Origin of the sequence: Rhizobium hidalgonense (assembly GCF_005862185.2) — a bacterium.
Classification (GTDB): domain Bacteria; phylum Pseudomonadota; class Alphaproteobacteria; order Rhizobiales; family Rhizobiaceae; genus Rhizobium; species Rhizobium hidalgonense.
Genome location: NZ_CP054028.1, coordinates 272,299 through 284,344, shown reverse-complemented (window position 1 = coordinate 284,344; position 12,046 = coordinate 272,299). Strand labels below are relative to the sequence as shown.

11 protein-coding genes are annotated in these 12,046 nt (G+C 60.9%); 3 read left to right on the top strand and 8 right to left on the bottom strand.

What is annotated here, in order from left to right; genetic code table 11:
- Positions 1-183: 183 nt before the first annotated feature.
- A complete protein-coding gene (locus FFM81_RS22645; RefSeq protein ID WP_003572367.1) occupies positions 184-1,089 on the bottom strand; it encodes a sensor domain-containing diguanylate cyclase in 906 nt (301 codons plus the stop codon).
- A gap of 401 nt (positions 1,090-1,490) precedes the next feature.
- Here FFM81_RS22645 and FFM81_RS22640 point away from each other — a divergent pair, with 401 nt between their 5' ends.
- On the top strand, positions 1,491-1,967 hold the full coding sequence (locus tag FFM81_RS22640) for an Lrp/AsnC family transcriptional regulator (RefSeq protein WP_003572365.1): 477 nt from the start codon (positions 1,491-1,493) through the stop codon (positions 1,965-1,967).
- Between the two features lie 197 nt (positions 1,968-2,164).
- Here the strand turns inward: FFM81_RS22640 and FFM81_RS22635 are convergent, their stop codons facing one another.
- Positions 2,165-3,541, bottom strand: coding sequence for an aspartate aminotransferase family protein (locus FFM81_RS22635; protein ID WP_025417833.1), 1,377 nt, complete (start codon positions 3,539-3,541; stop codon positions 2,165-2,167).
- Between the two features lie 13 nt (positions 3,542-3,554).
- Positions 3,555-4,388: a GNAT family N-acetyltransferase gene (locus tag FFM81_RS22630; RefSeq protein WP_025417834.1), complete on the bottom strand. Its 834-nt coding sequence runs from the start codon at positions 4,386-4,388 to the stop codon at positions 3,555-3,557.
- A gap of 399 nt (positions 4,389-4,787) precedes the next feature.
- Between FFM81_RS22630 and FFM81_RS22625 the strand changes: the two genes are divergently transcribed.
- Complete coding sequence (locus FFM81_RS22625; RefSeq protein ID WP_025417835.1) at positions 4,788-5,456, top strand: haloacid dehalogenase type II; 669 nt, start codon at positions 4,788-4,790, stop codon at positions 5,454-5,456.
- Positions 5,457-5,759: 303 nt separating this feature from the next.
- On the opposite strand, the gene FFM81_RS22620 is transcribed toward FFM81_RS22625, so the two are convergent.
- From FFM81_RS22620 to FFM81_RS22610, 3 genes are all read right to left on the bottom strand, one after another.
- Complete coding sequence (locus FFM81_RS22620; RefSeq protein WP_025417836.1) at positions 5,760-7,217, bottom strand: NAD-dependent succinate-semialdehyde dehydrogenase; 1,458 nt, start codon at positions 7,215-7,217, stop codon at positions 5,760-5,762.
- Between the two features lie 262 nt (positions 7,218-7,479).
- Entirely contained in the window at positions 7,480-8,934 is a 1,455-nt protein-coding gene (locus tag FFM81_RS22615) for an aldehyde dehydrogenase family protein (protein ID WP_025417837.1), read from the bottom strand.
- Complete coding sequence (locus FFM81_RS22610; RefSeq protein WP_003572354.1) at positions 8,931-10,208, bottom strand: NAD(P)/FAD-dependent oxidoreductase; 1,278 nt, start codon at positions 10,206-10,208, stop codon at positions 8,931-8,933. Before FFM81_RS22610 ends, FFM81_RS22615 begins: the two co-directional genes overlap by 4 nt.
- Positions 10,209-10,459: 251 nt before the next feature.
- Here FFM81_RS22610 and FFM81_RS32810 point away from each other — a divergent pair, with 251 nt between their 5' ends.
- Positions 10,460-10,747, top strand: coding sequence for a hypothetical protein (locus FFM81_RS32810; protein WP_025417839.1), 288 nt, complete (start codon positions 10,460-10,462; stop codon positions 10,745-10,747).
- Here the strand turns inward: FFM81_RS32810 and FFM81_RS22600 are convergent.
- Both FFM81_RS22600 and FFM81_RS22595 read right to left on the bottom strand, forming a co-directional pair.
- Complete coding sequence (locus FFM81_RS22600) at positions 10,738-11,094, bottom strand: cupin domain-containing protein (RefSeq protein ID WP_003572350.1); 357 nt, start codon at positions 11,092-11,094, stop codon at positions 10,738-10,740. The two genes, FFM81_RS32810 and FFM81_RS22600, sit on opposite strands and share 10 nt — an antisense overlap.
- A gap of 14 nt (positions 11,095-11,108) precedes the next feature.
- Positions 11,109-12,032, bottom strand: a complete 924-nt coding sequence (locus tag FFM81_RS22595; RefSeq protein WP_025417840.1) for a 2-hydroxyacid dehydrogenase — start codon at positions 12,030-12,032, stop codon at positions 11,109-11,111.
- Between the last annotated feature and the right edge of the window lie 14 nt (positions 12,033-12,046).

Genomic DNA, 12,046 nt, shown 5'->3' with positions numbered 1-12,046 from the left:
GTCTATACTCAAGGTAGAATTATACGCCTAATGCGTGTAATCTTGCATAAGCTGAATTATGGAACTGGTTGCTTAACTCACACGAATAGCAGAAGGAAGCGTTCGATGCGCGCGCCCTTTGGCCGCATCGACGTCCGCTTCAAGGTCATATCCGCCTTTCTCGGCGGTCGATAACTCTTTCCCTTAGGCGACGATCTTCAACCGGTCTCGACCGCTTTGTTTTGCATGGTAAAGCGCCTCGTCCGCCCGGGCGTAAAGTTCGCGTGCCGTCTCGCCCGGGTGTAATTCGGCGAGCCCAGCCGAGCAGGTATAAGAGAATGTCGGCGCCGAGCGGATGGGCCGCGCGCCTCGAACCGCCTTAAGGATCCGGTCGACGATCAGTTCGCCTTGCCCGAGTGTCGTATCGGGCAAGATTAACATGAATTCCTCACCGCCGATGCGCCCAAAACTGTCGCGGCGGCGAACCAGAGGCTGGACGCGGCGTGCAAAATCGATGAGCACGCCGTCTCCAGCTTGATGTCCGTAAACGTCGTTTATGCGTTTGAAGTAATCTAGATCCATGATGCAGGCGCAGCCGCTGACCGACTGCGCCAATGCCTGGCGCGCGACCATGCTCTCGAGCGCTGCCATCATGAAGCGGCGGTTGGAGACGCTGGTCAGTTCGTCCGTCTGCGAAGCCCGCAAGGCAAAATCACGATCTTGCCTTAGGTCACGCTCGCTCGTCTTCATAGGCGTAATGTCGCTGGCGATGCATAGCATCCATCCGTCGCCCTGGACGGTCTCGGTCATCCAGAACCATCTTCCGTCGGCCACATCGGTTTCGAAGGCACGGAACGGGAGCTTGCCACGCCGCGACTGTGCCGAGACCAGCCATGTCTCGAAGTCGGCGGTCTTGATGATCGTGCCCTTCCCCGCCTTGGTATTTCGCCGCATGAGATCAGCCCATAAGGGCGTTTCCTCTGCTTCCAAGGCGTAGGTGGAACGAAACGCGGCGTTTGCATAGCGCAAACGATCATCCTGATCGTAAAGCGCAATCAGGACTGCACTCTCCTCACTCAAACCCGCGAGCCGCTCCGATATCTTGGTCATTCGACTGTTCCAAGCATTTTCAAAACAACGATAGAATCAGACTATGTTAGCAAAACCTAAAAAGATGATGGATGCGATGCCGCTATCGCAATATTATTGGCCGCGACAGCCAAACTAGCTCTACCCCTGCCCCTCCTGCACTCGGCGAGCAGAGTGCTTCGGCCCGTCTCATGCGCGCCGCCGAAGCGGTCAAAGGCGCGGGCGCCCTCACCCAGGACCTCGGCGGCACCACCGCGTCGCCGGAGGACAGCATAAAATGCTGTCAGAGGCCCGGCGGCATCCTGTTTGTCCCTCCCGGAGCCGGCGAAACGCGATCGACTCGCGCCTTCAATGTGGTAGTGTGGCGAGGTGGCGGCACAATATGCTGCGGCGTTGGCGGGTTCGACAGGCGGAGTGGAACGATGAAACTCGACCGGATCGATGTAAAAATTCTGCATGAGTTGCAGAAGAATGGCCGTGTCACCAATGTCGAGCTCGCCGAGCTCGTCAACCTGTCGCCGAGCCCCTGCCTGATGCGGGTGAAGAAGCTCCAGTCGGAAGGCTATATCGAGGGTTATTCCGCGCAGATCAACGTCGCCAAACTCGGCCAGACGCTGACCGTTTTCACGGAGATCACCCTCAAAAATCACCGGCAGATCGATTTCGCCCGGTTCCTGACAACTGTCGAGAAGATCGATCAGGTGATCGAATGCCATCTGGTCTCCGGCGGCTACGACTATCTGTTGAAATTCGTGACGGCCGGCATCGGCGAATACCAGACGATCATGGAGCGGCTCTCCGATATGGAGATCGGCATCGACAAGTATTTCAGTTTCGTCGTTCTGAAATCGCCCATCGTCAAATCGCACATGCCATTGACGAGCCTGTTTCCGCTTTAGTGCGATTGTCGGCCCGGCCGCGGCGGCAACAAGGTCAGAATGCACGCGTGACATCGCCTTGCACCACACGTTTTCTCCGATCAAAAGGAGTGCTGCTTGCGACGGGGCGATCGGTTGAGCCCTTTGCGGGCGCACCAGCTCCAGCAGGTGGTGCGGCACAACTTGTTATGGGTTGCTGTATCAGCAGTTGGCTGCGGTCAGCCCTTCATGGCCGCGCGTATGTCGGGGTCATCAAGCGTGTCATCCAGCGTTCTGCGCGTGCGCTCGATGATGGCGTCGATATCGGCGTCGGTGCAGCAAAGCGGCGGCGCATAGCCGAGGACGCCGTTGGCGAAGGCGCGGATGACCAGGCCGTTTTCCCAGGCGCGGTCGAAGACCCGGCGCGCCGGGTCGGCGGCTGCCGGCAATAGTGTCTTCCTTTCCTTGTCGACCACCAGCTCGATGGCGGCCAGCATGCCGCGACCGCGCACGTCACCGACGAGCGGATGGTCCTTGAGGCCCACAAGTCCTTGCATCAGCCGTGCACCGGCCTTGCGGCCGTTCTCCAGGAGACCCTTTTCATAAAGATTAAGCACTTCGAGGCCGACAGCGGCGCTGACGGGATGGGCCGAATAGGTATAGCCGTGACCGACGGCTGCACCGCCGGCGCCATCGGCGATCGTCTGGTAAACGTGGTCGGTCATGAAGACCGCGCCCATCGGCACATAGCCGGAGGTCAGGCCCTTCGCCGTGGTGATGAAGTCTGGAACGATCTCGTCCTCCTCGCACGCAAAGAGCGGGCCGGTGCGGCCGAAGGCGGTGATCACTTCATCGGCGACAAAGAGGATTCCGAGCTCACTGCAGAGCCCGCGCATCGCCTTCATCCAGCCCTTCGGCGGCACCAGCACGCCGCCGGAGCCCTGGATGGGTTCGGCATAAAAGGCGGCGACGCGCTCCGGGCCGATCTCTTCGACCTTGCGCCGCAGTGCCGCGAGGGAGGCGTTGATGATGGCCTGCGGATCCTGGCCGACAGGGTTGCGGTAGGCGTAATGTGAGGGGATTTTATGCTGCCAGTCGAAGGGGATGCCGAAGCCGGCGTGGAATAACGGAAGCGCCGTCAATCCTGCCCCGACGGTCGATGAACCGTGATAGCCTTGCTCGATGGAGATGAATTGGTCGCGCTGCGGCTGGCCGCGGGCGATCCAGTAGTAGCGGATGAACCGGATCGTGCTATCGACGGCATCCGACCCGCCGAGCGTGAAGTACACATGGTTGAGATCCCCCGGCGCCCGTTCGGCCAATGCCGCGGCAAGCCGGATCGCCGGTTCCGAGCCGAGACCGAAATAGGTGGTCGCATAAGGCAATTCGCGCATCTGCCGCGCTGCCGCCTCGACGATTGATTCATGACCGTAACCGGCATTGACGCACCATAGGCCGGCAAAGCCATCGACCAGCTGCTTGCCGGAAGCATCGGTCACCGTCGCCCCCTTGGCGGAAGCGAGCACACGTACGCCGAGCCTTTCGTGATTGCGGTAGGAGGCGACAGGGTGGACCAGATGGGCGCGGTCGAGTTCGACAAGAGAATTGCTGTACATGTTGCTCTCCGGATCAGCCGAGTGCCTGGTTGGCGAGGGCGAAGATAGTGGCGACGGGTTCGGCGCCGGGAAACGAGGGCTTCATCATGGCGATGCCGCCGCCGACATGGGCGAAACCTTGTTCGGCCACCCAGTCGGACAGTCCTGATGCAGCTGTGGTATCGATTCTGAGGAACGCGCCGGGCCGCAGTGCGATGAAATGCGCGACGAGTGCTTTGGCGTCTTCCAGGTTGCCGGCAACGACGGGGCCGATGACCTCGCCCCGGCCGAAGGTGCGAAGCACTGCAAAACCGGCGACGCCTCCGTCGCGGCGGACCACGGCGAGTTCACCGACCTTGGCGAGATAGGCGATCAGATCGGCGCGATCGGCGCCGAAGGCCTGCCGATCGAGTTCGGTGACCGCGGAGAAATCGGTCATGGTGGCGGCTGACGTGGTCATCGGCGTGGCCACTTCTGCTGCGATGCCCTGATGCTGCAGAATGCGGCCGGTCTGGCGGAAGCCGAGCTTCTCGTAGAGGGGAAGGCCCTCGGCGGTTGCAACAAGCCTGAGCGGTCGTTCGCCGGCAAGCTCTATTGCAGCATGCATGAGCTTGCGGCCAAGGCCGCGGCCGCGCATGGTTTCATCGACGATGACCATATTGATCGTGGCGCAATCTTGCTTGTAGGGGGTCACGAGCACGGTGCCGACCACCCGGTCGTTCTCAATGGCCACGACGCCCTTGCTCAAGGCGAGCGCCATCTCCCAATCCTGAACGCGATGGGGCCAGCCGGCCTGCCGCGACAGCTGGACGGCGGCACCCAGGTGTTCGGTGCCGAAAGCGGCAAAATCGATCTGGCTTGTCTGCATGACATTTCCTTCATTTCTCAAGTGGAAGTGTGAAGGAGTGCGGGTTGGCTAATCGTCTGAAGGCTGCGCTTCGAGCGGTATCTTATCGTTTTCCCTTTGTCGCCCGCCGCATCTTATGCTGGCATGTGCCCAGAGCTCGCTGCGACCGGCCAGGCTGATGCAATAGCCGTCTCCAGTGCGATGAGCTGATCGAAGCAGAGCAATATAATATAGGGGGACGCAGCTCCCGTCCCCCGTCGTTCAGCATTTACCGGAGGGTTGAGATGCACAAGCATCTGCCAAAGCCGCTTTGGATACAAAATAATCTGCTTCGCCAGCCGCCACATTCAGGCAAGCAGGGGGCGGGACGCGTCTATTATGACTTCACATGCCCCGGTTCACTCTCCAAAGGATATGCCCATGACCCTCTTGCGCCCGAAATACGTCACCTTCGACTGCTACGGCACACTGACCAACTTCCAGATGGCGGAAGCGGCCCGTGACCTTTACCGCAACCAGCTCGACGAGGCGCGGATGGCCGAGTTCATCCGCAATTTCGCCGCCTATCGCCTTGACGAGGTTCTGGGTGACTGGAAGTCCTATGCCGAGGTCGTTCACAATTCGATCGAGCGCACCTGCAAGCGCAACGGTATCAAGTTCAACGAAGAAGACGCTCGCATGGTCTATGAGCGGGTGCCGACCTGGGGTCCGCATGCGGATGTGCCGGCTGGCCTTGCGAAGGTCGCGAAGGAAATCCCGCTGGTGATCCTGTCGAACGCGATGAATTCGCAAATCATGTCGAATGTCGAAAAGCTCGGCGCTCCGTTCCATGCGGTTTACACCGCCGAACAGGCACAGGCCTACAAGCCGCGCCTGCAGGCCTTTGAATATATGTTCGACATGCTTGGATGCGGCCCCGAAGATGTCGTGCACTGCTCCTCGTCGTTCCGCTATGACCTTATGTCGGCCAACGATATCGGCATCAAGAACAAGGTGTGGGTCAACCGCCGCCATGAACCCGCCAACCCGTACTATGGCTATGTCGAGATCGCCGACATTTCCGGCCTGCCGGGCGTTTTCGGTCTCTGACCCAAACGAGGAATGCGCGGGCGTGTCTGCCCGCGCTTTACTCGAAGTGGTTGATCGTGCTCGCAGACTCGCAATTCGATAGTGGCCGTAGCGCCCCTACAATGTGGTTCCCTCCTTGTCGGCCTTAAGCCTGCCTGTGAGGACCACGCGAACTCTCCAAAGACGTAAAGCTCGAGGGCCGACCTGCAGCCGGATCGATCGAAGCCCGAGATTGCCAAGATGTGTGTCGCGATGGCCGTTACGCAAAAATGTGGCGCCCGCGTGCGCCACATTGCCGGTTCTCATCTCGCTAGCGCGCCAGGCTCAGCTCAGCCCGCCGATGTGGAAGCTCTTCATTTCGAGATATTCCTCGATGCCGACCTGCGCTCCCTCGCGGCCGAGGCCGGACTGCTTGACGCCGCCGAAGGGGGCGACTTCGGTGGAAATCGCGCCGGTGTTGAGTCCGATCATGCCGAATTCGAGGGCTTCGCCTACGCGCCAGGAGCGCTTCAGGTTTTCGGTGTAGAAATAGGCAGCAAGGCCGAAGGGTGTGCCGTTGGCGATTGCAATCGCCTGTTCTTCCGTCTCGAAACGGAAGAGCGGAGCAACGGGGCCAAAGGTTTCTTCGCTGGCGAGCAACATATCGGTCGTCGCCTCCGTCAGCACCATGGGCGCGGCGTATTGCGGCCCTTCCGCCACCGAGCTGCTCCGGGCGGAAATCCTGGCGCCCTTGCCCAGAGCGTCGTCGACATGGCGGGTGATCTTTTCGATGGCCGCAGCGTTGATCATCGGGCCGACGACAGTGCCTGGTTCCGTTCCGGGACCGACCTTCATGGCCTTGACGCGGGCGCCGAGCTTCTCGGCAAAGGCGTCGTACACCCCGGCCTGCACCAGGATGCGGTTGGCGCAGACGCAGGTCTGGCCGCCGTTGCGGAACTTGGCCATGATGGCGCCTTCGACCGCGAGATCGAGATCGGCATCGTTAAAGACGATGAACGGTGCATTGCCGCCCAGTTCGAGGGAGAGCCGCTTCACGCTGTCGGCGGCGCCGCGCATCAACAGCGAGCCGATCCGGGTCGAGCCGGTGAAGGAGATCTTGCGCACCGTCGGGTTTACCATGAACTCGTTGCCGATCTGCGTCGGCATGCCGGTGACGATGTTGATCACGCCTGCCGGAATGCCGGCACGCTCGGCAAGGACACCCATGGCGAGCGCCGAATAGGGTGTGAACTCCGAAGGCTTGATGACAACCGTACAGCCGGCCGCCAAGGCAGGCGCCACTTTTCGGGTGATCATGGCGATCGGGAAATTCCACGGCGTGACGATGGCGCAGACGCCGACCGCCTCCTTGAGCACGACGATGCGGCGATCCGGTGTCGGTGAGGGAATGGTGTGGCCGCCGATGCGGCGAGCCTCTTCGGCAAACCATTTGACGAAGGAAGCACCGTAACGGACCTCGACACGCGATTCATCGAGTGGCTTACCCTGTTCAAGCGTGATGAGCAGCGCCAGATCCTCGAGATTTTCGATCATCAGCGCGTACCAACGCTCGAGCAGAACGGCGCGTTCGGCGTGTGTCCTCTTCTTCCACGACGCGAAAGCTGCCTGCGCTGCCTCGATTGCCGCGCGGGTCTCGGCGGTCCCCATGTCCGGAACAGTGCCAAGGTTCTCCTGGGTGGCGGGATTGACGACGCTCACCGTCTGGCCCGAAGTTGCAGGCGACCAGATTCCGTCGATCAGGCCTGCCTGCTGGAAAAGGTCTTTGTCTCTCAACTCAAGCATCTGGTTTCCTCTCTGACCATTGGCTGCGGCCGCAAGAGCCACCGTGTTGGATGAATTCGGTCTTGCGCCGTCATCGATGCGTGTTTCTGAACAAAGCCTACCGAAACAGGACAAGCAGCATGCATCGACTGTGGGGGCCGCTGCGGTGGAAAATAACGTTTTCAGCGATGTCACAGTCATCTCGGCGCGGCAGAGGGCAAGCATGCCGAACAGTCGACCGCAACGGGATCCCAAACGCGCAGTCGGGCCTCGGCATCATGCTCTAGAAGTAGCCGAGGATGGATTTCACCTCGAGATATTCCAGCATGCCCTCAACGCCGTACTCGCGCCCATTTCCAGATTGCTTGAAGCCGCCAAAAGGCGCGTGTGGATCCCAGGTAGGGTAGTTGAGATGCACCTGACCGCAGCGGATCTGGGACGCGACGTCCCTAACGACGTCCATATTCCCGCCCTGCACATGCGCACCCAGGCCGTAGACAGTATGGTTGGCGATGGTGATGGCCTCCTCAACCGTGTCGTAGGGAATGAGGCAGAGAACTGGACCGAAGATCTCCTCCTGGGCGATACGCATGTCCGTGTGCACGTCCGAGAAAATCGTCGGCTTAACGTAGAAGCCTGCATTCAGACCGGCTGGGCGACCCTCGCCGCCGGCGACGAGCGTCGCGCCTTCGGCAATACCAACGCCGATCATGGTCTGGATCCGATCGAACTGGGCGCGGTTGGCGATCGCACCGTGCGTAGTGGCTTTTGAGAGGGGATCACCGATCACGATCTTGTCTGCGGCTTTTCTGGCGAGCGACTCGATTTCGGGCAGTCGCGCCCGCGGCACGATCATACGCGTCGGCGCGCTGCATGATTGGCCGAGATTGCGGAAGGCAGCCGCTATACCCATGGAAACGGCGAAATCGAGATCGGCGTCCGGCAGGATCACGTTCGGAGACTTACCGCCGAGCTCCTGGGCGACGCGTTTGACGGTCGGCGCGGCCGCCTGGGCCACCGCGATTCCCGCCCGGGTAGAGCCGGTAATGGAAATCATGTCCACATCCGGATGGGACGCGAGAGCCGAACCGACGGACGGGCCGTCGCCATTGACGAGGTTGAAGACGCCGGCAGGAAAACCCGCTTCCTCGATCGCCTCTGCAAACAGGAGCGCGTCGAGGGGAGAAAGCTCGCTGGGCTTCAGCACGACCGTGCAGCCTGCGGCGAGCGCCGGCGAAACCTTGGCGGTGATCTGGTAGAGCGGCCAGTTCCATGGCGTGATGAGCGCGCAGACGCCGATCGGTTCGTGGGCGATGGCGGTGTGGCCGCGCTGCTTGATGAAGGGGAATGCTTGCAGGACATCACGAGCGGCCTTGACATGGGCGATCGCCAGCGGCACTTGCGCGGTGCGGGCATATCCGATCGCCGCGCCCATTTCGAGGCTCAGGCATTGTGCGAAGAGCTCGCTGCGCGCTTCGAGCAGCGCCTGCAGGCGATCAAGCAGTCCGATACGATAGTTCGGCTCGGTACGGCTCCAGGTGGCAAAGGCCCGCCGGGCCGCGGAAACCGCAGCGTCGACATCCCAGTGGTTTCCAAGCGCAAACCGCGTCACAGCCTCTTCCGTGGCAGGATTGACCAAGGTGCCCTTGGCGGCGCCCCTGGCTTCGAGCCATTGACCGTCGATGAAGAATTTGTCGAGACGACCGCCGCGGGACAGGTGTTCGAGAGGTGCTGTCATCCGACAAGGTCCTTAACGCGGTAATAGGCACCGACGACGGGCAGGAACCACGGGTTTCCGGTATGCATCGGAACAGCGGGCCAGGCGAAGCCGTCGAGCGGATTGGCGTCCTTGCGCCCCATCGCCATATTGGCCAGCGCGCTGCCCATGAAGGTCGACAACTGGGCGCCATGGCCGGAATAGCCCATGCTGTAAATGACACCGTCGGCGTTGCCCGCGCGGGGATAACGGTCTTGCGTGCAACCGACGAGGCCGCCCCAGCAATAATCGATCTCGACGTCTGAAAGCTGCGGAAACATGCCGACCATCTGCTGGCGCAAAAGCTGGCCGGAGCTGACGTCGGTTTTCTGGTTGGACACGGCCGAAAATCTCGCCCTCCCCCCGAACAGCATGCGGTTGTCGGGCGTCAGGCGGAAATAGTTGGAAATGTTGAGCGAGTTGGTGAAGTTGCGGTTGCCGGGAACCGTCGCGGCGACCTCCTGCGGGGTGAGCGGACGTGTCGCAATGATGAAGGAAGCGATTGGCATCAGCCTTCGGCGGAAATAGTTAAAGGCGCTTGGCGTATAGGCGTCGGTCGCCAGGATGACCTGGCGCGTTGTGAGCGAGCCGGTCGATGTGGTGAGCCGCCAACCATTGGGCACCTGCTCTCGGCCGGTGACCGGGTTCCGCTCCCAGATCACCGCGCCATGGCGGTGGGCCGCTTCCGCCATGCCGTTGGCGTAGCGCCCCATATGCATCATGGCGGATTTCGGATAGAGAATCCCGCCATGGAAGGCATCCGATACCACCTCCTTGCGGAGATCCTCGCGCGTAAGCCATTCGGCTGAGGGGTCGACCTCACGACGGATTTCTTCGGACATCGCCTGCAGCTTGCTGACATGAGACGGCTTCGCGGCAAGCTTGAGCTTGCCGCCCCTGCGGAAGTCGCAGGCGATCTTTTCTTCCTCGATGATCCGTTCGATCATGTCGATCGAATCATCATAGGCGCGCCACAAGCGGCGCGCCCGGTCTTCTCCGAGATGCTGCCTGGCGGCGCCAAAGCTTGCGAAATGACCGCTGTTAAGGTGCCCGCCATTGCGGCCAGACGCACCATACCCAACGTGCTCGGCTTCCAGCAGAGCGACCTTCGCACCGGATTGGGCCAGCGTGCGCGCGGCGTTGAGCCCGGTGAAGCCGGCTCCGATCACCGCAACCTCGAAATCGCCCGAGACCGGGTCGGCGCTGCTTCCGGCGAATGGGATCGAGGTATCATGCCAGTAGGAAGCAAATTTCATTGGCGTATGCCTTCTGCTCGTCAATTTGAATGCATGGAGTATATGCCCGCTTGCGTTGGAGGAGTGCGGCGCGGGCGGCCTTGTTTCGCAACAATCGCCTGTGTTCGGGGCAGCAAACCACAGCATATTCTGTTTATGCGCCAACCCCGCAGTCCACCCCCGGAAGCCACAGATTAGGATCTATGCAGCATTCTGTCCCTTGCCCGGATTCAAGGAAGCCGGGCGAACAACGGCCCGGCACCGAGGTGCGGATGGGCACCGGCACCAAAAATGGGAGTGACATGATGACCGGTAAACCCATGCTGCTCATCGAGGCGAAAAGCGTATCAGCCTCTGAAGGCAAACGAAGCACCTTGGGACCAGACGACATATTTGGGACCGACCGCGACGTCGTTTGGAGCAGCGCCTCGGGCGGGTTCCCGCCGGATCGGCTTGGCGAGATAACCGGATCGGCCGCCCCGATCTGCTTTTCAGACATCAGCCGATATGAGAGGCGCGCCGTCATTCGGCGCGCCTCGTCGGCGAGTGCTCAGTCGTAAACGCAAACGTAGATCTTGCGCACGGTTTCGATGGTACGCCAGACGCCGACAAAACCGGGCTTCATCACGAAGCTGTCGCCAGCTCGATAGGTCATCGTCCCGCCGCCTTTCTCATCGATTTCGACAACACCGGAAAGGATGTGGCAGAATTCGTAGACCGTGCCCTTGATCGAATGGTGTTCGCCGGGCGTCGCCTCCCAAATGCCGGTGAGCACCTTCTCACCTTTTGAGGCATCCTGTGCCCAGGTCTTGTAGGCCGGATTGCCTGAAATCAGCCGTTCTGGGTCCGGCACGGCCTGCTTTGGGGCAAAATTCGGTTCGGTATCGATAGTCAACAGAAGCGACATGTCATTTTCCTCGTTTAATAACCGCGTGTCCGATCGACCAGGCCGATCAGGTTTTTGCCGGCGCGGTGGCGCCGAATATTTTCAATGACCGAGTGCGCTGCCGTTTCCGGCTGCGTGACGGAGGCGATGTGCGGCGTGATCGCCACTTTTGGATGTTGCCAGAGCGGATGTTCTGCCGGCAGCGGCTCGGGATCGGTGACGTCGAGCATGGCCGCGGCGAGACGGCCATGGTCGAGCGCCTCGATCAGTGCCGTCTGGTCGAGATGGGCCCCGCGACCGACATGCAACAGTCGTGCGCCGGCCGGCAATTGGGAGAAGAGGTCGGCATTGAGTATGCCGCGCGTCTCATCGGTAAGCGGCAGCAGGCAGACGAGAATGTCGGTCTCTGCCAGAAAATCGGCAAGCCCATCCGTGCCATGATGACAGGTGACGCCGTCAATTTGCTTTTTGCTTCGGCTCCATCCTGCGAGAGGAAACTGGAATGGCTTCAAACGCTCGATCGCCGCCTGCGCCAGGATGCCGAGACCCAGGAAGCCTATTCTGCGCCGGGCGGCCTGCGGTACGGCCAGCGTCTGCCAGGCACACTGTTTCTGCAGTTCCCGATAAGCCAGCATCTCCCGGTGGAGCGTCAGGATGCCAAGCGTGACATATTCCTGCATCATCCGGATAATACCATCCTCGACCATGCGGACGACCGCTACAGGCTCCGGCACGCTGTCCTGTTTGAATTGATCGATGCCGGCGCCGATGGAAAACAGCACTTCCAAATTGCGGTAGCGCGAGATGTCAGCGGGGACCGTCCAGGTAAGGAGATAGCGTACCTTGTCCGGATCCACCGGTTGGCCCGGCCCGACGAACTGCAGATCCGGAAGCTCGCGCGCAAAAATCTCCCGGAAAATCGCACCGCGGGCGGCATCGGAGTTGAAGAGAAACGCCATGGAAATCGCTTATC

Coding starts and splice junctions, on each gene's coding strand:
- FFM81_RS22610 (WP_003572354.1), bottom strand. CDS start 10,208: ATGAAATTTGCTTCCTACTGGCATGATACCTCGATCCCATTCGCCGGA.
- FFM81_RS22625 (WP_025417835.1), top strand. CDS start 4,788: ATGACCCTCTTGCGCCCGAAATACGTCACCTTCGACTGCTACGGCACA.
- FFM81_RS22635 (WP_025417833.1), bottom strand. CDS start 3,541: ATGTACAGCAATTCTCTTGTCGAACTCGACCGCGCCCATCTGGTCCAC.
- FFM81_RS32810 (WP_025417839.1), top strand. CDS start 10,460: ATGGGCACCGGCACCAAAAATGGGAGTGACATGATGACCGGTAAACCC.
- FFM81_RS22600 (WP_003572350.1), bottom strand. CDS start 11,094: ATGTCGCTTCTGTTGACTATCGATACCGAACCGAATTTTGCCCCAAAG.
- FFM81_RS22640 (WP_003572365.1), top strand. CDS start 1,491: ATGAAACTCGACCGGATCGATGTAAAAATTCTGCATGAGTTGCAGAAG.
- FFM81_RS22645 (WP_003572367.1), bottom strand. CDS start 1,089: ATGACCAAGATATCGGAGCGGCTCGCGGGTTTGAGTGAGGAGAGTGCA.
- FFM81_RS22615 (WP_025417837.1), bottom strand. CDS start 8,934: ATGACAGCACCTCTCGAACACCTGTCCCGCGGCGGTCGTCTCGACAAA.
- FFM81_RS22630 (WP_025417834.1), bottom strand. CDS start 4,388: ATGCAGACAAGCCAGATCGATTTTGCCGCTTTCGGCACCGAACACCTG.
- FFM81_RS22620 (WP_025417836.1), bottom strand. CDS start 7,217: ATGCTTGAGTTGAGAGACAAAGACCTTTTCCAGCAGGCAGGCCTGATC.
- FFM81_RS22595 (WP_025417840.1), bottom strand. CDS start 12,032: ATGGCGTTTCTCTTCAACTCCGATGCCGCCCGCGGTGCGATTTTCCGG.